Annotated in this window: 14 protein-coding genes; 7 read left to right on the forward strand and 7 right to left on the reverse strand. The window is 44.0% G+C overall.

The window, feature by feature from the left end:
- Positions 1–9 precede the first annotated feature (9 nt).
- From pruA to UJ203_RS15760, 6 genes are all read left to right on the forward strand, one after another.
- Positions 10–1557 (forward strand): L-glutamate gamma-semialdehyde dehydrogenase, encoded by a 1548-nt coding sequence (gene pruA, locus UJ203_RS15735; protein ID WP_322012225.1) that lies wholly within the window; start codon positions 10–12, stop codon positions 1555–1557.
- A 91-nt stretch (positions 1558–1648) separates the two neighbouring features.
- Positions 1649–3103 carry a sodium/proline symporter PutP gene (gene putP / locus UJ203_RS15740; protein ID WP_415859196.1) on the forward strand — a complete coding sequence of 485 codons (1455 nt, stop codon included), beginning with the start codon at positions 1649–1651 and terminating at the stop codon, positions 3101–3103.
- Positions 3104–3256: 153 nt separating this feature from the next.
- The gene (putR, locus tag UJ203_RS15745; RefSeq protein WP_322012231.1) at positions 3257–4486 is read left to right on the forward strand and encodes a proline utilization transcriptional regulator PutR; all 1230 of its coding nucleotides are present in this window, start codon (positions 3257–3259) and stop codon (positions 4484–4486) included.
- Between the two features lie 191 nt (positions 4487–4677).
- The gene (locus UJ203_RS15750) at positions 4678–5064 is read left to right on the forward strand and encodes a lactococcin 972 family bacteriocin (RefSeq protein ID WP_101860180.1); all 387 of its coding nucleotides are present in this window, start codon (positions 4678–4680) and stop codon (positions 5062–5064) included.
- A 79-nt stretch (positions 5065–5143) separates the two neighbouring features.
- Positions 5144–7351 (forward strand): bacteriocin-associated integral membrane family protein, encoded by a 2208-nt coding sequence (locus tag UJ203_RS15755; RefSeq protein ID WP_322012233.1) that lies wholly within the window; start codon positions 5144–5146, stop codon positions 7349–7351.
- 4 nt (positions 7352–7355) lie between these two features.
- Entirely contained in the window at positions 7356–8000 is a 645-nt protein-coding gene (locus tag UJ203_RS15760; protein ID WP_188323513.1) for a putative bacteriocin export ABC transporter, read from the forward strand.
- 96 nt (positions 8001–8096) lie between these two features.
- Here the strand turns inward: UJ203_RS15760 and UJ203_RS15765 are convergent, their stop codons facing one another.
- Together UJ203_RS15765 and UJ203_RS15770 are read right to left on the reverse strand one after the other, a co-directional pair.
- Positions 8097–8954: a TIGR03943 family putative permease subunit gene (locus UJ203_RS15765; protein WP_101860177.1), complete on the reverse strand. Its 858-nt coding sequence runs from the start codon at positions 8952–8954 to the stop codon at positions 8097–8099.
- Positions 8955–8958: 4 nt separating this feature from the next.
- Positions 8959–9843, reverse strand: coding sequence for a permease (locus tag UJ203_RS15770; RefSeq protein WP_322012240.1), 885 nt, complete (start codon positions 9841–9843; stop codon positions 8959–8961).
- 287 nt (positions 9844–10130) lie between these two features.
- Here UJ203_RS15770 and UJ203_RS15775 point away from each other — a divergent pair, with 287 nt between their 5' ends.
- Positions 10131–11141, forward strand: a complete 1011-nt coding sequence (locus tag UJ203_RS15775) for an NAD(P)/FAD-dependent oxidoreductase (protein WP_322012242.1) — start codon at positions 10131–10133, stop codon at positions 11139–11141.
- 29 nt (positions 11142–11170) lie between these two features.
- On the opposite strand, the gene cobA is transcribed toward UJ203_RS15775, so the two are convergent.
- The 5 genes from cobA to nirB all read right to left on the reverse strand — a co-directional run bounded on the left by cobA (position 11171) and on the right by nirB (position 20029).
- Positions 11171–12622: a uroporphyrinogen-III C-methyltransferase gene (gene cobA / locus UJ203_RS15780; RefSeq protein WP_322012245.1), complete on the reverse strand. Its 1452-nt coding sequence runs from the start codon at positions 12620–12622 to the stop codon at positions 11171–11173.
- Positions 12623–12681: 59 nt separating this feature from the next.
- The gene (nirD, locus tag UJ203_RS15785) at positions 12682–13002 is read right to left on the reverse strand and encodes a nitrite reductase small subunit NirD (RefSeq protein WP_024120163.1); all 321 of its coding nucleotides are present in this window, start codon (positions 13000–13002) and stop codon (positions 12682–12684) included.
- A gap of 31 nt (positions 13003–13033) precedes the next feature.
- A complete protein-coding gene (nasD, locus tag UJ203_RS15790) occupies positions 13034–15451 on the reverse strand; it encodes an NADPH-nitrite reductase (protein ID WP_322012248.1) in 2418 nt (805 codons plus the stop codon).
- A 120-nt stretch (positions 15452–15571) separates the two neighbouring features.
- Positions 15572–17704, reverse strand: coding sequence for an assimilatory nitrate reductase catalytic subunit NasC (nasC, locus tag UJ203_RS15795; RefSeq protein WP_322012252.1), 2133 nt, complete (start codon positions 17702–17704; stop codon positions 15572–15574).
- Between the two features lie 6 nt (positions 17705–17710).
- The gene (nirB, locus tag UJ203_RS15800) at positions 17711–20029 is read right to left on the reverse strand and encodes a nitrite reductase large subunit NirB (RefSeq protein WP_322012254.1); all 2319 of its coding nucleotides are present in this window, start codon (positions 20027–20029) and stop codon (positions 17711–17713) included.
- Positions 20030–20199 lie beyond the last annotated feature (170 nt).

A 20199-nucleotide genomic window follows, 5' to 3' on the forward strand; every position in this document is an offset into this window, starting at 1 on the left:
GAGATTACAATGACAACAACTTACAAACATGAACCATTCACAAATTTCCAAGACCAAAACAACGTAGAAGCGTTTAAAAAAGCGCTTGCGACAGTAAACGAATATTTAGGAAAAGACTATCCGCTTGTCATCAACGGTGAAAGAGTGGAAACAGAAGCGAAGATCGTTTCAATTAACCCGGCTAATAAAGAAGAGGTAGTCGGCAGAGTCTCAAAAGCTTCTCAAGAGCACGCTGAGCAAGCCATTGAAGCTGCGGCTAAAGCCTTTGAAGAGTGGAGATATACGTCTCCGGAAGAAAGAGCGGCTGTCCTTTTCCGCGCGGCTGCCAAAGTCCGCAACAGAAAGCATGAATTCTCCGCTTTGCTCGTAAAAGAAGCAGGGAAGCCTTGGAACGAGGCAGATGCCGATACGGCTGAAGCGATTGACTTCATGGAATATTATGCACGCCAAATGATTGAATTGGCAAAAGGGAAACCGGTCAACAGCCGTGAAGGCGAGAAAAACCAATATGTATACACGCCGACTGGCGTAACAGTCGTTATTCCGCCTTGGAACTTCTTGTTCGCGATTATGGCGGGAACAACAGTAGCACCGATCGTTACCGGTAACACAGTTGTTCTTAAACCTGCGAGCGCAACGCCTGTCATTGCTGCGAAATTCGTTGAGGTTCTTGAAGAATCCGGTCTGCCAAAAGGCGTTGTCAACTTTGTTCCTGGAAGCGGAGCGGAAGTCGGTGACTACCTTGTTGACCATCCAAAAACAAGCCTTATCACGTTTACGGGATCAAGAGAAGTCGGTACGAAAATCTTCGAACGTGCGGCAAAAGTTCAGCCAGGCCAGCAGCACTTAAAGCGTGTTATCGCTGAAATGGGCGGTAAGGATACAGTTGTAGTGGATGAGGATGCGGACATTGAATTGGCGGCTCAATCCATCTTTACATCTGCATTCGGCTTTGCGGGCCAAAAATGTTCTGCGGGTTCACGTGCTGTTGTCCATGAAAAAGTGTATGATCAAGTATTAGAACGCGTTATTGAAATTACAGAATCTAAAGTAACGGCAAGCCCTGACAGCGCAGATGTTTACATGGGACCTGTCATTGACCAGGGTTCTTATGATAAAATTATGAGTTATATTGAGATTGGAAAAGAGGAAGGCCGATTAGTAAGCGGCGGCACTGGTGATGATTCAAAAGGATTCTTCATCAAACCGACGATCTTCGCTGACCTTGAACCGAAAGCAAGACTCATGCAGGAAGAAATTTTCGGGCCTGTTGTCGCTTTCTCTAAAGTATCAAGCTTTGATGAAGCATTAGAAGTGGCCAACAATACTGAGTACGGTTTAACGGGAGCGGTGATCACAAACAACCGCAAGCACATTGAGCGTGCAAAACAAGAATTCCATGTTGGAAATCTGTACTTTAACCGCAACTGTACAGGAGCCATCGTCGGCTACCATCCGTTCGGCGGCTTCAAAATGTCCGGCACAGATTCAAAAGCCGGCGGTCCGGATTACCTGGCACTGCACATGCAGGCAAAAACAATCAGTGAAATGTTCTAAAGCGGGACTAAATGGGCATCCTCCCTGCGGGGGTGTCCATTTCATCCATATACTATAAAAAAGAGGAGGAAGTGCCATAGAAAACACACAGCTGATTATTTCAATTTGTATTTATATGGCGGGGATGCTGCTGATCGGCTACTTTGCCTACAAACGTACGTCAAACCTGACGGATTACATGCTGGGAGGACGTTCCTTAGGTCCGGCTGTAACCGCTCTCAGTGCGGGAGCTGCCGATATGAGCGGCTGGCTGCTGATGGGGCTTCCGGGCGCCATGTTTTCAACTGGACTAAGCGGCGTTTGGATTGTGTTCGGGCTTTGCCTTGGAGCATGGGCAAACTGGCTCTACGTCGCGCCGCGGCTGAGAACATATACAGAAAAAGCGGGGAATTCGATTACGATTCCCGGATTCCTTGAAAATCGTTTCGGAGATCAAACAAAGCTCCTCAGACTGTTTTCAGGAATTGTCATTTTAGTCTTTTTCACATTTTATGTATCGTCCGGAATGGTGTCCGGCGGCGTCTTATTCAACAGCATCTTGGGGATGAATTATCACACCGGCTTGTGGATTGTGACTGGTGTTGTTGTCGCGTACACCCTGTTTGGGGGCTTTCTGGCTGTCAGCTGGACAGATTTTGTTCAGGGGATCATTATGTTTGCAGCACTTATTCTCGTTCCTATCGTTACGTTTTTCCACACCGGGGGAATAGGTGAAACAACTGCTGAGATCCGCTCTGTGGACCCTGATATGTTTAATATTTTTAAAGGAACCAGTGTTCTTGGCATCATTTCATTGTTTGCCTGGGGCTTGGGCTACTTTGGCCAGCCGCATATCATTGTGCGCTTTATGGCGATTACGTCTGTCAAAGAGATAAAAAGAGCGCGCAGAATCGGAATGGGATGGATGATTCTTTCGGCAGTCGGCGCAGTGCTGACAGGTTTGGGCGGAATCGCTTATTACCATCAGCGGGGCATGACATTGAAGGACCCGGAGACGATTTTTATTCAATTAGGAAACATTTTGTTCCACCCAATTATCACAGGTTTTCTGATTTCTGCGATTTTAGCGGCCATCATGAGTACGATTTCTTCCCAGCTGCTTGTTACGTCAAGCTCCTTGGTAGAAGATTTGTATAAGTCGATGTTCCGGCGCTCAGCTTCTGATAAAGAACTGGTGTTTTTAGGGCGTCTGGCTGTGCTGGCTGTTTCAATTGTCGCGTTAGTTCTGGCATGGGAGAAAAACAATACCATCCTTGGATTGGTCAGCTACGCGTGGGCGGGCTTCGGTGCATCTTTCGGACCGGTTGTACTGCTCAGTTTATTTTGGAAACGAATGACCAAATGGGGGGCACTCGCCGGCATGATTGTAGGGGCAGCGACTGTAATCATTTGGGCGAATGCCGGTCTTTCGGGCTTTCTGTATGAAATGATACCTGGTTTTGCTGCGAGTCTGTTGTCGGTCTTTTTCGTCAGCGTATTGACGCAGGCTCCGTCACAAGATGTTACAGACCAGTTTAAAGACTACCAAGATACGATGTCACAATAAAGATCGAAAGGAGGAGGAAGGGGATATCCCTTTTTCCTCTTTTCTCCTTTTAAGACCGCTGTTTTTTCTTTTGGAAACAAACGTATTTTTTTCTATACAAAAAGACCCCGTATGGATATGATTAAAGTAAAAAAAGTATAGGAGAAAAAAGGTATGGAAGAGCTTTTAGAGAGAGTTTTTTCATTTTCAGATGTTGATAAGCTGATTGACTTTATCAGCTATGAACTGCAAAAACCAGTGATACTGGAAAGCGCGGATTTCTTTTTGTTAGCCTACAATTCTTACTATATTAACCATTTTGATTCTGCGAACCAGCAGACTATTTTTTCAAAAAAATGTCCGGTTCAGATTTTTGAGAGGTTTTTGAAGGACGGGATCATTGAAAAGCTGAAAACAGAACCTGAGCCTTTTCGCGTCAATAAAATTGAGAGCATTGGGTTAAATCAGAGAGTAGTCGTGAGTGCGAAGCATAAAGGGGAAGTCATGGGCTACATCTGGATTCAGGAACTGGATCGTGATCTGACAGACGAAGAGCTCGACTTTTTGTACGAGACCTCCTTCCATGTCGGAAAAATTATTTATAAAGCGAACAAGCTGAAACAGGAAAAGGAAGAAAGAGCTGAGGACCTCATCAAACGGGCTATCTATCAGCAATTTATTTCTGAAAAGGAGCTCAGGCGCGAAGCTGAGAGAACCAACACCGTGCTGCCTTCTGTGTTTTCAGTTGTCATCCTGCACGCCGCGAATGGGGATGGGGAAGCGGTGGAAGATTTAAAGGAAAATATCAGGTCTTACCTGAATTTGCGGGATAAAGTCAGTCATGTCTTAACGATAGAATCCAATATTGTCATCGTCGTAGCGAGTTTTTCCCAAAAAAGCTCCGCCTCCTCAGCAGCTGCTGAATTCATTAACAAGCTGTTAACACATTTTCACTTTCAAAAAATTCCTACCCCTATCTATATCGGTATCGGAAACGAATATGACCACATCTTAAAACTTGGCAAAAGCTATACAGAAGCATTGGAAGTCATTAAAGCCGCAGAAATAACCGGCAACCAGGAAAACATTCCATATGAATATGAGAAGCTCGGTATTTATCGTTATTTAGAAAGCATTGAACAGAAAAATGACTTTTTGGAATACGAGAATAAGGATTTGGCTTTACTAAAAGCGAAAGACCAAGAAAGCAGCACCGAGCTGCTGAAGACGCTGGAAATCTATCTCCTCAACAACTGCAAAACAAAACCAGCCGCAGAACAGCTGTTTATTCACCAAAACACATTAAATTACCGCATCAAGCAGATTCTTGAGATGACATCCATCGATTTAAGCGATTTCAGAACGCGATGCCAGCTCTATCTTGATTTGATGCTGATGAAATAAAATAGCCTGTTTAGAGAGTTTTTCTGCGAGTTTGTTAATAGAATATATCTAGATCACTTTCTTTTATGATCCATTTATAGGAAAAAATATTTATTTACTATATTGTTAAAATATGGGATAATCAGGTTGTGGTTGAACGGATGAGCGCGCTGTCATTCAATCTACATTAAAAAAGAAGGAGTGGATCAGTTATGGTGAAAAAAGGTCTCATGAGTGCAGCTTTAATAGCAGCATTAGCATTATCAACTGGACAAGCAGCATCAGCAGCAGGTGCAGCAACAAGTGGCGAGGTTGATTTAACTAATAAGCCTCTGAAAAACTCTGAAGTAACCCCATTTGCTAATGAAGATGTTGGCGGAGGAAACTGGGATTATGGAACAGCTGCTTATTTTGATTGGGGAATTAAAAAGAAAGTTTGGTCAAATTATTATCACAAAGATAAGGCCCATGCTTCATCATGTGCTCTAGGGACAAGAACTAATTCAAGCGGTAAAATTAAAGCAGGAACAACCTCATACTCCAGTTTGTCAGGTGGAGCAACAGATGCTAAGACAAAGGCCAATTGGAAAACTTACTAATATAAAATTATGATAAGGATATCATCGAAAACTTAGAGAAGTTTTCGATGATTCTCCTTTTTATAAAGGAGTTTTTTTTGTGAGAAAAATTGTGATTTTATTTCTTGTGATTTCTTCACTGTTCTCCTTTTTGATTTCCTTTAGGGAAAATGCGAATAAACAAATTGAAGAGTTTGAACAGCTGGATAGTTCTGTCGGAAAACCTTTTACTATACCTGATGATCCCTTACTTAATGATCCTAAAGAAATGATCGAACTAATTATGAGTAGTTCTAAAGCATATAAGGCTAATATTTTTCGGCCGGCTATTAATTTCTCTAAAAATGATAAAGTGGAAATTTATAAATATGTTTTGTTAACGCAACAAACTGACTATTTTAATGGCATTGAACTCTCAAAAGGGAAATTTTTAAGTGAGTTGGATACTCAATCTGAAAATTTTTACATAAGTACTCGTGATTCAAAGGATAAGAATCAGATAGGACAAATAGAAAAATTCGGTATCACTTCTGAAATAACAATTAAACCACTAAAAATGTCATTTGATTATCTTCCTGTAAACGGTACATATTATGCTGAAACTAAAGGGAAGTATTCTTTTGAAGATTTTTTAAAAGGGTTTGTTAATGATATAAATGAAAAATTTGATTCGTCGTTTAAAGTAAATGACTTTTTACAAACTCGAGAAGTTAATGATAGTTATGCGGAAATCTCTACCTCATCATTACAACAGTATAACTATTTGATTCTTATTGTAACATTATTTCTTCTTATTTATTATATCGTTAATGAGTCAAAAACAATAGGTGTTTTAAAATTGCATGGGTATTCTAATTTAAGAATTTGGTTTCAAATAGTAGGGAAATTATTAATATTCACTTTTTGTTTTTCCTTGTTATTATCAATAATATGTACAATTTTCTTACCTGGTTCTACCTTATCTTCTTTTATGAATACCGTTATGAAACAAATTATTAATTATTTGATTATAGGCTCATTGTCAATACTTACTTATTTTTATATAAGAAAGGTAAAAGTTAATCTAGCAATAAAGAATAAGAAAGATACAAACAGCATCTTTATTTTTAATTCTATTTTAAAAATAGTTTGTTCGATCTTAATAATTGTGATAGGTAGTTCAACTTTAAATCAATATGGCGAAGTGAAAAAAAAACAATCCCATTTAGAAGATTGGAAGGTCAGTAAAGATTATGGGGTTTTCAATCCTTTGTATATAGGTCATGATATTGAGGATGTAAATAACGGGAAGCCGCAACTTACGAATGACATTGATCATATTTACCCTGTTTTAAACAAAATGGGAGCTCTCTTAGTAGATACAAGAGAATATGAAGAAGAATTTATTCGATTAAACTCCCGATATAAGGGAATCAGGTCTATCATTGTAAATGATAATTATTTAAAACAATTTCCTGTATACAACTCTGAGAAAAAACCAATCTCAATCAATGAGAGAGAAAAAAGATTAATATTGCTTGTCCCGGAGACATATAAACAACAAAGAGAAAAAATAATAAAATTTTTTAAAGAAGATAGAAATGAATCTGCAGTAGCTTATGATGAGGAGTTTTTAGGGAGACATGTACCAAAGTATTTAAAAGAACCTGAAATACATATTATTTGGACGGCTAGTGGCCAGAAAATTTTTAGTTTTAACCCAGAAGTTTTTAAAGCTGAAGATAATTTAATTATAGATCCTATTATACAAGTTGTTACAGAGAATAATAGTTTGGCAGGTGATAGAAATACAATTCTAGGAAACGGAAGTCGAGATCCGCTTAAAATTAAATTAAATGATAGAGATTCAAAAAAGACAATGAATATATTAGAGCCTTATTTGAAAAAATATCATCTTGATGATAATTTGAAGTATTTGGTCTCTTTAAATCAATATGCATTGGATGAAATCAAGAAGTTACATAGCAAAATTAGCTCACTTTTAGCTTTAGCTGCTGTATTAGCTATCGCTTTGGTTCTTCTGATCGTGCAAAATTCTGTAATATACTTCAATAAAAAGCAACAAAAATTTGTAGTCTATAGATTGTTTGGTATTGGTTTTTTTAGAACATTTAAAGATTATATGACCTTGTTTTTCATACTATGGCTCATTCAATTTATATCTTGTATTGTTGTCAAAAGAGGAATAACTTTAAACCTATTAATTTGTATTGTATTTCTTTTAATTTTAGAATTGGTTACTTCAATAATTGCATTAATTATTATAGAACGAAGAAACAAGATTAAAGTTATGAAAGGAGGTTTCTGATTAATTGAGTTATGTTATGGAATTGCAAAATATAAGAAAAGCTTACGGGAAACATATTGTATTGGAAAACGTCAACATTGCTATAGAAAAAGGGGAAATGGTTGCAATTACAGGTAGCAGTGGTTCCGGAAAAACAACAATACTTAATATTATGGGTATGCTCGAAAAGCCAGATGGTGGGATTGTTAAAATACTTGGAGATGTTGCTCCGAGAATTGGTTCTGGAAGAGCCAATGAATTGTTGCGTTCTAGAATATCATATTTGTTCCAAAATTACGCCTTGATTGATAATGCCAGTATCAGTGCAAATTTAGATGTCCCATTAACTTATAAAAAGTTAAAGAGAGAAGAAAAGGAAAAATTGAAGGTTGAGGTTCTTGAAAAAGTGGGTTTGCAAAAAGTGTCCTTAACCCAAAAAGTCCATGAGCTTTCTGGGGGTGAACAACAGAGATTAGCAATAGCAAGAATCATATTAAAACCATGTGATATTATTCTTGCAGATGAACCGACAGGATCTTTAGATGTAAATAATCGTAATGAAGTTATCACTCTATTAAAAGAATTAAATCAGATGAATAAAACAATAATAATAGTAACTCATGATCCTTATGTGTCAAATCAATGCAGTCGAGTGATCAAACTTAACTGACAAAAGAAACTGAATTAATATTAAAAGAGATAAAGTAATATATAAAATATGTAAGTAGATTTGAGGAACCAATATAGTTTGGTTCCTCAAATCTTTTTAAAATCCTCTGTAAACGTACGGATCATCAGGTTTTTTAATGGTGTTCCAGTCCGTCACTTTCACGACAGGGAGGGTGGATTTGAATGGCTGATAGTATTCTGAGGACAAAGTGCCTTTGATATGAATCCATTCATCATCCTTAATATCCATGTCCTTCGGAAATTCCACAAGCATCCCGTAAACGCCGGAATCAGCGATACAGTGAATAATGCCAAACCGCAATACGAAGAGCTGGTTTTTGTTAATCGCGTTTCCTTTATACGCAAATCCATGAAACTCAATCGTCCGTCCGAGAAATTCACCCGGATAGTTATAAATGGTTTCCATTCCTTTTAAGAAATCATCATCGGTCAGAGAAATCTCTTTTTTACCAGAATATTTTTTATACAGCTGTTTCATCTGCTTGTCATAGCTGTCTTGAGCATAATAAAGGCTGGCATCAGGCCGCAGATACTGGGTTTGGGAGTAGTGGTCTCCGCTTTCCATGGCCTTAAACGAGAATCCTTTCGTTTTGACGATGGATGAGTCAAGCGTCGCAATCGGAAAAAAGATGCCTGACACCAAAGGGAAAATAAAAACAAGATAAATAAAATACCGCTGATAAAATGGTTTGTTTTGTTCATGGTCATGCTCATGATCATGGCCGCAGCCGCAATCATCGTCATGATGATGCCCGCCTTTTTCAGGCGATTTGATAAACAAATACGCTTGAACCGCTGTCAAAATGGCCAGCAGGAAGATCGCAATAAAGGAAAGATAGGCATATTTCATATTGATATATTTTGTTAGATTTCCTGAGGTATGCAGATGATAAAAGAAAAACGTAAATCCCATCAGCACCAATAAACGAAACATCCAATCACCCCTTTACAAGTAGTGATCCCGCTAAGACGATCACGACAATATACGTAATCAGCAGGAAAACAAATCGTTTTTTGAAGGCCGCGAGCATCATCAAGAGATTCTTAATATCAACCATCGCACCGAAGACGAGAAAGGCGATGAGCGAGCCTAAAGAAAATGTGCTGCTGAAGGAAGACGCAATAAATGCATCCACTTCTGAACAAAGCGACAAGACAAACGCCAGGCCCATCATCACGAGGGAAGAAGATACATCATTCTGTCCGATCGCAAGCAGAGTGGATGTTTTGACGTACGTCTGCATCGCAGCTGCGATAAAGGCGCCGATAATTAAATATTTCCCCACGGAGAAAAATTCATCAATGGCGTGACGCAAGGTCCCTCCCAGCTTTTGAAGCAGGGTGTGGTGATGATTATGGCGATGCCCGGGTTCATCAGGCTTTAACAGCTGGTTATCCTTAAATTGATAGGATAAGATGATGCCGATAATCACCGAAACGGCCAGCGCCAGCCCGCCCCGGTAAAAGACAACGCTCCATCTATTCCCGAACGCAATATACGTAGAAAACAAAACAATGGGATTGATGATAGGAGCAGTCAGCATAAAAGCAACGCCTGCATGCAGAGGAACTCCTTTTAGCAGAAGCCGCCTCGTAATCGGGATAATGCCGCATTCGCAGGCGGGAAATAAGATGCCGGCAAGCGCACCAAATAAGACTGCGAGAAACCGGTTTTTCGGCATGATCCTTGCAATCATTTCTTCAGAAACAAACATTTGAATGATTCCGGACAAAATGACGCCAATCAGAATAAACGGAATGGCTTCTATTAAAATACTGATAAAAATAGAATTCAGCTGAAGAAAAGACGATTGTGCTGTCACAATAAAACCTCCGCTCATGGTAAGCTGCCTCTGATTATATCACGAAAAAAGGCACTGATTGTTTGACGGAGGAGGGGGAAGGATCGTTTCACCTTGTTTAGGATTCTAAGAAATCCAGTGGTGAACTGCGGCACCTTTGCGGCAAACATCATGCGCGGGAATTATTATTCAGGGCTGACGAAATGGTTGAACACAGGCTCTTGAAATATGATATACTTTGTGTTGATATTCATTCTCAATTAAACGATATAACGTTAATGATAGATTTGGAATGGGAGGCAGGACGGATGGCTGAAAATCAAGAGGTGTATGACGTCACGATTATAGGCGGGGGGCCGATCGGACTGTTTACGGCTTTTTACTGCGGCATGCGGGAGCTGAAAACGAAAGTGATCGAGTTTTTGCCGCGGCTCGGGGGAAAGGTGTCTTTATTTTTCCCTGAGAAGATCATTCGCGATATTGGCGGGATACCGGGGATTGCCGGGGAGCAGCTGATCGAACAGCTGAAGGAGCAGGCGGCGACGTTTGACCCTGATATTGTGCTGAATCAGCGAGTGACCGGATTTGAGCGTCAGGATGACGGAACCATGGTGCTGACTAGCTCTGAGGGGGAGAAGCACTATACAAGAACCGTTATTTTGGCTGTCGGCATGGGCACGCTGGAGGTCAATGAGCTTGACAGCCAGGATGCAAGCCGATATGCAGGAAAAAATCTTCATTATAAAGTGGAAAAGCTTGATGCGTTTAGAGGCAAACGGGTCGTGATTTCCGGCGGGGGAGATACTGCGGTCGATTGGGCGAATGAGCTGGAACCGATTGCGGCGTCTGTTACTGTCGTGCACCGCAGGGAGGAATTCGGCGGACTGGAAAGCAGCGTGACGAAAATGAAGCAGTCATCTGTGCGGGTGCTTACTCCTTATCGGCTGGAACATCTCAGCGGCACTGAAGAACGCATCGAAAGCGTCACCGTTTGTCATGCTGAGTCTGGACATACCGAGGAAATCGAGCTTGATGAGCTCATTATTAATCATGGGTTTAAAATTGATCTCGGCCCGATGAAGGATTGGGGTCTCGAGATTGAAGAAGGCCGGATTAAAGCTGACAGACATATGCGGACGAATCTTCCGGGCGTGTTTGTTGCGGGGGACGCGGCGTATTATGAAAGCAAGCTCAGATTGATTGCCGGCGGTTTTACGGAAGGCCCGACTGCCGTCAACAGTGCGAAATCTTATCTGGACCCTCAGGCGGAAAATATGGCGATGTATTCCACCCACCACAAAAAATTGGTTCATAAATAAAAAAAGCCCTTTGGTAAAGGGCTGTATCATCAGCTGTGGAGGAGCTTTTTCTCCACTTGCTCATTTTGTATAAACGCAAATAATTGCTCTTGGTCTTGTACGGCAGTAAACCCGTATGCAGCGGCGGGCGCGCCATCGCCTATACAGATGACAGGGGGGCGGCTTGCTGACGGTTCTGGTGAAATGCCGATTTCTTCTCCTGCGCTGATCAATTGCTGAGCGGACTGCTTGCCGGGGCAAATGATCATGTGCAGAGGAGACTCACTGATCGTCCGTTCGGTCATTCTGGTGAATCGCTCATCTATGACGTTTTCATGGGTGATATAGCTCAAACAGGACTCTGATTTCTGCATTTCTTCTACTGAATGACGGCTGCCGACAATCAGCTTTTTAGGTGAATTGTGATGGTGCTCGGATATGATGAAGCCGCGTTTTATAAGCTCTGCCTTTCCTGCTTCTGACGCTGCACTCAGGCGTGCGGTCAGCTGGCGAATGTCGATTCGTTTGGACGCGAGTGCTTCAAAAAATTCGCAAACCGCACGGCGTGATGTGAAGAAAATATCCTCAAAGGTGCTGATCTGTCCTAGAATATCCTCGTTGGCAGGCATTTTTTCAGTCCGCCATTTCGGCCATTCGATGACATCGGCACCATAATCGCGCAGCTTGTCTGCCAGCGTATGCTCATCTTCGCCATGAGTGACTATCATCATATGCTGCCCGATGAATGGTTTGCTTTCAAACCAGCTGTGTGTTTGAACGTTTACAATATCACCGATGACGATAATGGCGGGATTTGTGATTTGCTGTTCCTGTATTTTTTGATGGATATCCTGCAGCGTTCCTTTTACGCTCCGCTGGCGGCCCCACGTCCCCCATTGAATCACGATGACAGGGACAGAAGGAGATTGTCCGTACGCGATGAGCTGCTGGCAAATAAATGGAAGGTTTTTGACACCCATGTAAAACACAAGCGTTTGAACGCTTCGGGCAAGCCCTTCCCAGTCAAGGTTCGGCGTTCCTTTTAAGGATTTATCATGTGCGGTAATCATGGCGAAAGACGAAGCGAAATCCCGATGCGTGACGGGGATTCCCGCATACAGCGGCGCTGCGATTCCCGAGGTGATGCCCGGCACCATTTCATAGCGAATGCCATGCTGGTGGAGAGCGTCTGCTTCCTCGCCGACTCTGCCAAACACGCTGGGATCTCCGCCCTTCAAACGGACAACAGTTAATCCTTCCGACGCTTTTTCAATCAGCAGGGCATTGATCTCTGCTTGTTTCATAAAATGGCGGTCCGGCAGTTTTCCGCAATAAATGAACTGGCAGTCTGGTGATGCGTATTCGAGCAGCTTAGGGTTTGCGAGCCGGTCATACAAAATGACATCAGCTTCCTCCAGCGCCTGTTTTCCTTTTATTGTGATGAGCCCTGGATCTCCAGGTCCGGCGCCCACAAAATATACGATTCCGTTTTTCATGATCATGTCATCCTTCCGTCACTGTAAAAAATGAAGGATCACTTTGAAAGTGATCCGGTCTTTGATCAATATACGAGATAAACGTATTCTCCTTCGATCAGCGTTTCGTATGTTTTGACACAGCCGTGATCCGGCTCTTGAACGATTCCGTCTTCCAAGGAGATTTTCCAGTCGTGCATCGGACAGAAGACATATTCGCCGCTGACGATACCTTCTGCAAGGACGCCGCCCTTATGGGGACAGCGGTTTTCAATGGCGCGGATGCTGCCGTTTGAAAGCTTAAAGACCGCAAGCTCCTTATCTTCAATATACACTGTTTTTCCTAATTGTTCAGGCAATTCTTCGATTTTTCCGATACATACTTTTGTGACGTCTTTGTTCACCATGTCCATTCCTCCTCAATGTTTGTTTCTGTCATTATGATGTGGTCACGACATTTTCAAATAATTCTTTAGAGGTTTGTTTATCTTCCAGGAAGTCCTTCCACGGATCTTTGTGGACAGAGAGCGTTTCATTCATTCGGCCGTTCAGCTCCTGCCGTTTTTCCGGATCGTTTAAAATATCTTGGACATGGGATAAACCGACGCGCTCCAGCCATGCGGACGTGCGTTCTAAGTAGTTTGCCGTTTCCCGGTAGTATTGAAGATAAGCGCCTGCGTATTCCAAGACTTCTTCATTTGTTTTCACCTTCATCAGCAAGTCGCCGGCACGCAAATGGGTTCCGCCGTTTCCGCCGACGTACAGCTCCCAGCCTCCGTCGATGCCGACAACGCCAAGATCTTTAATGCCGGACTCTGCACAGTTTCGCGGGCAGGCAGATACGGCCATTTTCACTTTATGAGGCGTGTTGAGTCCTTCAAATTTTTTCTCAAGGTCGATGCCTAAGGCCATGGAGTCTTGTGTGCCGAAGCGACAGAATTGTTCGCCTACACATGTTTTTACCGTGCGGAGTGTTTTTCCGTACGCGTAGCCTGACGGCATATCAAGATCGGCCCATACCTTTGGCAGGTCTTCTTTTTTCACGCCGATCAAGTCAATACGCTGGCCGCCTGTCATTTTGACGAGCGGGATCTCGTATTTGTCGACGACATCAGCGATTTTGCGAAGATCTTGAGAGTTGGTTACACCGCCGTACATCCGCGGTACGACAGAGTAGGTTCCGTCTTTTTGAATATTGGCGTGCATCCGTTCATTAACAAAGCGGGATGTTCTCTCATCCTCATATTTGGACGGATTGATCATGCCTAAGTAGTAGTTCAGAGCCGGACGGCATTTGGAACAGCCTTCTGGCGTTTTCCAGCCGAGCACGTTCATGACTTCTCTTGTATGTGACAGCCCTTTGGCTTTGATTTCTTCGACTACCTCGTCTCTCGACAATGAGGTGCAGCCGCAAATCGCTTCTTTTTGGGCTGATGCGTCAAAGTCTGATCCCAGCGTATACTGAAGGATGTCTTCTACGAGCGGCTTACAGCCTCCGCATGAACGGGACGCGCCGGTGCATGCTTTGATTTCATCTGTTGATGAACAGCCCTGTTCCTGGATGGCCTGAATAATTGCTCCTTTTGACACACCGTTACAGCCACAGATGATTTCATCATTGCTCATGGCAGCGGTCAGACTTGTGCCGGCTTCTTGGTTGAGAGGCTGTAAAATTGAGATTTTAGAGGTTTCAGAGATATCTGCTTCTTTTTGAATCATCGAAAACAGGCGGTTGCCCTCACTGCTGTCGCCGAATAAAACGGCTCCGACAATCTGATTGCCTCGCAGCACGACTTTCTTATAAATGCCATCCTGTTCATCAAAGACCTTAATCGCTTTTTTCTCGTCTGATTCGTTAAAGTCACCGGCAGAAAAGACCTCGACTCCTGATACTTTCAGTTGAGTGGAGAGAACGGAGCCTTCATAAGGTTTCGTTTCATCACCGCAGATATGTTTAGCTAGCACTTTCGCCTGTTCATAGAGCGGCGCCACGAGTCCGTATGCGATTCCTCGGTGCTCGGCGCATTCACCGACCGCATAAACGTGCGGGATTTCGGTTTGCATATAATCGTTGACAATGATGCCGCGGTTGACTGGAATTCCGCTTTCGGCCCCAAGCGCTGTATTCGGGCGGATGCCGACGGCCATGACGACTAAATCGGCTTCAACACTTGTGCCGTCTTTGAATCTGACGCCCTCGACCCGGTCATCTCCGAGAATTTCTTCTGTTTGCTTTTCAAGCAGAAAGGTCATTCCTTGTTTTTCTAATTCGTTTTGCAGCAGGCGTCCGGCCGTTGCGTCAAGCTGGCGTTCCATCAGGAAGGGAGCGAGATGGATAACGGAGACTTCCATACCGAGATTCAGCAGGCCGCGCGCAGCTTCTAAGCCAAGCAAGCCCCCGCCAATGACGGCTGCTTTTTTATATTGTTTTGACGCGGCGAGCATCGTGTCTGTATCTTTTATGTCCCGGAAAGCTGTGACACCTTTTTTGTCTGCGCCCGGAATCGGCAGGATAAAAGGGACAGAACCCGTAGCCAGGATCAGTTCATCATAAGGCTGTATTCTGTCTGCATCGGTGATGACGGTTTTGTTTTCGGTGTCCACTTTAATAACTGTTTCATTGGTATACAATTGTATATTGTTATCTTCGTACCAGTTCCAATCGTTTAACGTAATATCTTTGATATCTGTATCGCCTTGCAGCACTTTTGACAAAAGGATTCGGTTGTAGTTGGGATGCGGTTCGGAACCAAAAATTGTGATTTGAAATTCGTCTTTTGAAACATTCAGTATCTCTTCAATGGCCCTTACCCCGGCCATTCCATTACCAACAAGAACTAGCTGTTTTTTTCCCATCAGATGATCCGCTCCTTATCAATGTTTTTTCCAGCGTAGCACAGCAAAAAGAAATATTTAAGATGCATGTTATAAAATGTAACAAAAAATACGAAAATTTCTAAAAATTTTATGAAAATTTTAAATAGGTCTGACTCGGACGGCGCATACCTTAAAACCGGGCATTTTACACGCTGGATCTAGGCTGTCGCCAATCAGATCATTTACGTTTTGGGCATCCGCCCAGTGGATGGGAACAAATACTGTGTCTTTTCTGATGTGTTCTGACCATTTGCTGCGGACGGTGATGCTTCCGCGAGGAGATTCGATGTTCAAGAGAACGCGGTCTTCGATATTGTAGGCCGCTGCTGTTTTCGGATGGATTTCCATAAATGATTCGAAATGTCTTGCGGCCAAAGAGGCGCTTTTTCTCGTTTGGACACCTGTTAAATAATGAGACATGACTCTTCCGGTCGTTAAAAACAACGGATATTCGGCGGTCGGCTTATCTTTTGGAACAACGGGTTCGTTTGGGATCACACTTAATGCCGCTTTTTGATCCGGATGTGCAAATGAGTCCTCAAACAAGCGCCCGGTTCCGGGATGATCAGGCTCCGGACACGGCCAGTGAATCCCGCCTTCTTGTCTGAGCCTGTCGTATGTGATGCCGGAATAATCGGCGATTCCGCCGCGGCTTGCTTCTCTCAATTCGTTAAAGATATCCTCCGCAGACGTGTAGGAAAAATAACGGCCTTTTCCGAGAGCGGACGCGATTTCGCAAATGATCTGCCAATCATGCTTTGCATCTCCCGGGCAGGGGCGGCTCGCTTCCCTCAATGTCACGCGGCCTTCAACATTAGTCATCGTGCCTTCGTCTTCTAAATAAGAGGATGCGGGCAAAATGACATCAGCGAATTTCGCAGTTTCAGATAGAAACAAGTCGATCGCAACAAAAAATGTCAGTTTCGACAGCGCCTGTTTGACAAGGTTGGCATTTGGGCTGGAGACTGCTGGATTGGAACACATTAGAAACAGTCCTTTAATGTCTCCATCGTTGATTTTTTCCATCATTTCATAGGCTGAGACGCCTTTTCGCGGGAGCTCATCCGGATTGACTCCCCACACTTTTGCAATATAAGCCCGATGTTCTTCGTTTTCGATGGAACGGTAGCCGGGAAGCTGATCTGCTTTTTGGCCATGCTCTCGGGCGCCTTGCCCATTGCCCTGTCCGGTGATCGCTCCGTAGCCCGAGTAAGGCTTGCCGATTTTTCCTGTGATCAGCACCACATTTAAGAAGCCTTTCACAGCTGCGGTTCCGTCGGTTTGCTGTTCAATGCCGCGGGCTGTAAACAGCATGCCGGACGTTTCCTTGGCAAACTTCATAGCGGCCTTTCGCATTTGTTCTAAAGGAACACTTGTCTGTTCGGCGATGTCTTCCAGATTTAAAGCGCCGGTATGCTGTTTGAGCTCATCAAACCCGTTTGTGCGCGTGCGAATGAAGTCTTCGTTTATCAGCTGTTCGTCTATGATGATTTTGACTAAACCGTTGGCAAGGGCGGCGTCTGTTCCGGGTTTGATTTTCAGATGAAGGTCGGCTATTTTTGTCGTCGCTGTTTCCCGGGGGTCAATGGCAATGAGATAAGCCCCGTTTTCTTTCGCTTGTTCAAAATACGGCATGATGGTCGGCTGGCATTCCGCGATATTGGTGCCGGCCAAAATGATCACTCGGGTGTGGGGGATTTCCGCTAAGGGAGTCGTCAAGCCTCTGTCTGCTCCGAATGTTTGGTTGGCTCCGGTTGCTGCGGCGGACATACAGAGCCGGCCGTTGTAATCTATGTATTTTGTCTGCAAGCCGACTCGTGCGAACTTTCCTAACAGATATGCCTCTTCATTCGTAATCGAGGCGCTTCCGTAGACAGCCATCGCATCATGGCCGTGTTTGTCTTGGATCAGGGTGACTTGCTCTTTTATATAGTTCAGCGCTTCAGCCCAGGAAACAGGCACAAACTCACCGTTTTTTTTGAGCAGCGGCCGGGTGATGCGGGAGGAGTGCAGGGCATGCTGGTGGGCGTTCATCCCTTTCATGCATAAACGGCCTTGTGTCGTGGGATTGTCGATGCCGATGGCTGTATACTTTTTCCGTGTGACAACGGTTTGTTCCACAAGCTGCATTTTGCATTGCATGCTGCAAAACGGACATTGGGTGTCGTATGTTTTTTCTGATTGGATGTCTTGCTGTTTTTCGCGGAAATATCTAAGCAGTCGTTCAGTCAAAATGCCTCATCCTTTCTTAAGTGCGCCAGCCTGTATAGGCTGATTTTGTATCAATGACAGGTCTGTTTGAAGGTTTTCCAGCAGCTGCGTCCGCAAATCCTGTTCAAATAATACCTCTCTGATATGAATGATGCCGAGGCGGTCAATCCACTGATGAACCGCTTCTGCGTAGTGAGCCGTTTCGCGATAATATTGAAGAAGGCCTTTCATCATAATGGCAGTATTTTCTTCGCTATCCGTCACACAAAACAGCATTCCGGCACGGGCATGCCCTCCCCGGATGCCGCCAGTGTAAATGTCCCAGCCCTCTTGTGTTCGAATGGCGCCGATATCCTGTATAGCTGCGGCGGTGCAGTCTTTTTCACACGACAAGCTGATGGATATGTGATCAGGCATGGAAAGCATGTCAGTATGTCTTTCGATATGGCTTGCCAGCTTTTGAATAGAGCGATCTTCCCCGCACGAACATGCTATGACACTTTGCAGCGAGCGGCGGTGCTGATGAGTGAAAACTGGCATGTGCAGTTCTTTTTTGATGTTTGCAAGGTCATTCGGCCGGATTCCGGAAAGCTTCAGCCTCTGGCCGTGAGTTATTGAAACATTGGGGATGCCGAATGTCTCGATGATGTTTGCGATGTTTCTGAGTTCCTTCGCATTTGTCAGCCCGCCGTACATTTGCGGAATGAGGGTGCATGTATCCCCGGACGATGTTTCAAAAGACTGGATATAGCCAGGCTGCAGCAATTCCATGTAATAGTTAAGCGCCGGAACACAAACGCGGCAGCCGTTTTTCGTTTTCCAGCCAAGCTGAATCATTGCCGCAGCAGGATCGGGGAAATGACATCGGTGCAGTTCAGCGATGACTTCATCTTCCGTCAAATCAGTGCAGCCGCAAAACGAAGGCTGGCCGGCTGGTTCAGTATATTCGCTGCTGGCCATGTATTTCAGAAGGTCTTCAACGAGCGGCTTGCAGCCTCCGCAAGAGCCGGATGCTTTTGTGCACTGCTTAACTTCTTCGACCGTTGTTAAGCCTTTCGTGTGCACCGCTTCTTCAATCAACCCTTTTGTCACCGAGTTGCATTGACAAATGGGTTCAGCGGAAGGCATAGATGCAAATGAAATGCCGCTTTGATCTGGTTCGATCAGCTGCTTTTTGACAATGGAAATGTCTCTTTGTTTAAGAAGGCTGTCGAGAAGCCGCTGTTTATCACGTGTGTCTCCGAATAAAATAACGCCAGCCAGTTTGTCGTTCTCAAAGAGGACTTTTTTGTAGCAGCCGGCATGTTCATCATGAAGCTTAATGCTCGTCGTGCCTGCGTCTTCGCGCACCTTTCCTGCCGACCACACATCAATTCCCGCTATTTTTAAGGCTGCAGATTGGGCAGAGCCATGATAACCTTCACATGGAACGCCGCAGATGTGTTGTGCGAGGACTTTTCCTTGTTCATAAAGAGGCGCGACCAATCCGTATACCATTCCGTTGTGCTCGGCGCATTCCCCGACGGCATACACATTCTGTTTGCTCGTCTGCATGAATTGATTGACGATGAAGCCGCGGTTTGCGGCGATTCCTGCTGATGCAGCCAATTGGATATTGGGTCTTACACCAGCCGCCATTACAATCAAGTCTGCTTTTATCGAAGAGCCGTCGCTGAACCGGATACCATCTGCCCGTGAGCCTCCTGTAATGGATGCTGTGTCTTTCTCTAAAAGAAAGGTTAAGCCTTTTCGTTCCAGCTCAGACTGAAGCAGACGAGACGCTGTTTGATCGAGCTGTTTTTGCATAATGCTGGGAGAGTGGTGAATGACGCTGACATCCATGCCCAGATGCCGCAGGCCGACAGCCGCCTCAAGGCCTAATAAGCCGGCGCCGATGACCGCTGCCTTTTGATAACGTTCCGCCATGCTGATAAAAGCTTGGCAGTCTTCTATTGTCCGAAAGCCGTAAACACCTTCTTTGTCTGTCCCGGGGATGGGGAGAATATGAGGGGAGGAGCCTGTTGCCAGAATCAATTTGTCGTAGGACAGGCTGCGTTTTTGATCTGTGATGACTTGCTGCAAGTCTGTGTTGATTTGAACGACCGTTTCACCTGTGTAAAGTGTAATGCCTTGCTTGGCGTACCATTCACTGCTGTTCAGCACAATGTCATTGAGCGATGTCTCCCCCTGTAAAACGGAGGATAAGAGAATGCGATTATAGTTGGGATGTGGTTCGCTGCCGAAAATGATAATCTCAAACATGTCACGATGAAGCTTTAATATTTCTTCAATACAGCGAATTCCGGCCATTCCGTTCCCTGCTACAATTAATCTTTGTTTCTTCATTTGCCAGACCTCCTTTGCCTCAGCTTGTAAGTTTTTCTCCTATCAAAAATTATGGCACAATGCTCAGTTAACGCATTAAACGTGTCACATTAGCTTACACATGTCTTTTCCGAAAAAATAAGGTCATATATTCTTGATTCAGAAAATTGAAATTTTTATAGGGTCAAGAA

The organism is Bacillus sp. V26 (assembly GCF_034296245.1).
Classification (GTDB): Bacteria; Bacillota; Bacilli; order Bacillales; family Bacillaceae; genus Bacillus; species Bacillus halotolerans.

Coding starts and splice junctions, on each gene's coding strand:
- UJ203_RS15750 (WP_101860180.1), top strand. CDS start 4,678: ATGGTGAAAAAAGGTCTCATGAGTGCAGCTTTAATAGCAGCATTAGCA.
- pruA (WP_322012225.1), top strand. CDS start 10: ATGACAACAACTTACAAACATGAACCATTCACAAATTTCCAAGACCAA.
- UJ203_RS15775 (WP_322012242.1), top strand. CDS start 10,131: ATGGCTGAAAATCAAGAGGTGTATGACGTCACGATTATAGGCGGGGGG.
- nirB (WP_322012254.1), bottom strand. CDS start 20,029: ATGAAGAAACAAAGATTAATTGTAGCAGGGAACGGAATGGCCGGAATT.
- putR (WP_322012231.1), top strand. CDS start 3,257: ATGGAAGAGCTTTTAGAGAGAGTTTTTTCATTTTCAGATGTTGATAAG.
- cobA (WP_322012245.1), bottom strand. CDS start 12,622: ATGATCATGAAAAACGGAATCGTATATTTTGTGGGCGCCGGACCTGGA.
- UJ203_RS15765 (WP_101860177.1), bottom strand. CDS start 8,954: ATGTTTCGTTTATTGGTGCTGATGGGATTTACGTTTTTCTTTTATCAT.
- nirD (WP_024120163.1), bottom strand. CDS start 13,002: ATGGTGAACAAAGACGTCACAAAAGTATGTATCGGAAAAATCGAAGAA.
- nasD (WP_322012248.1), bottom strand. CDS start 15,451: ATGGGAAAAAAACAGCTAGTTCTTGTTGGTAATGGAATGGCCGGGGTA.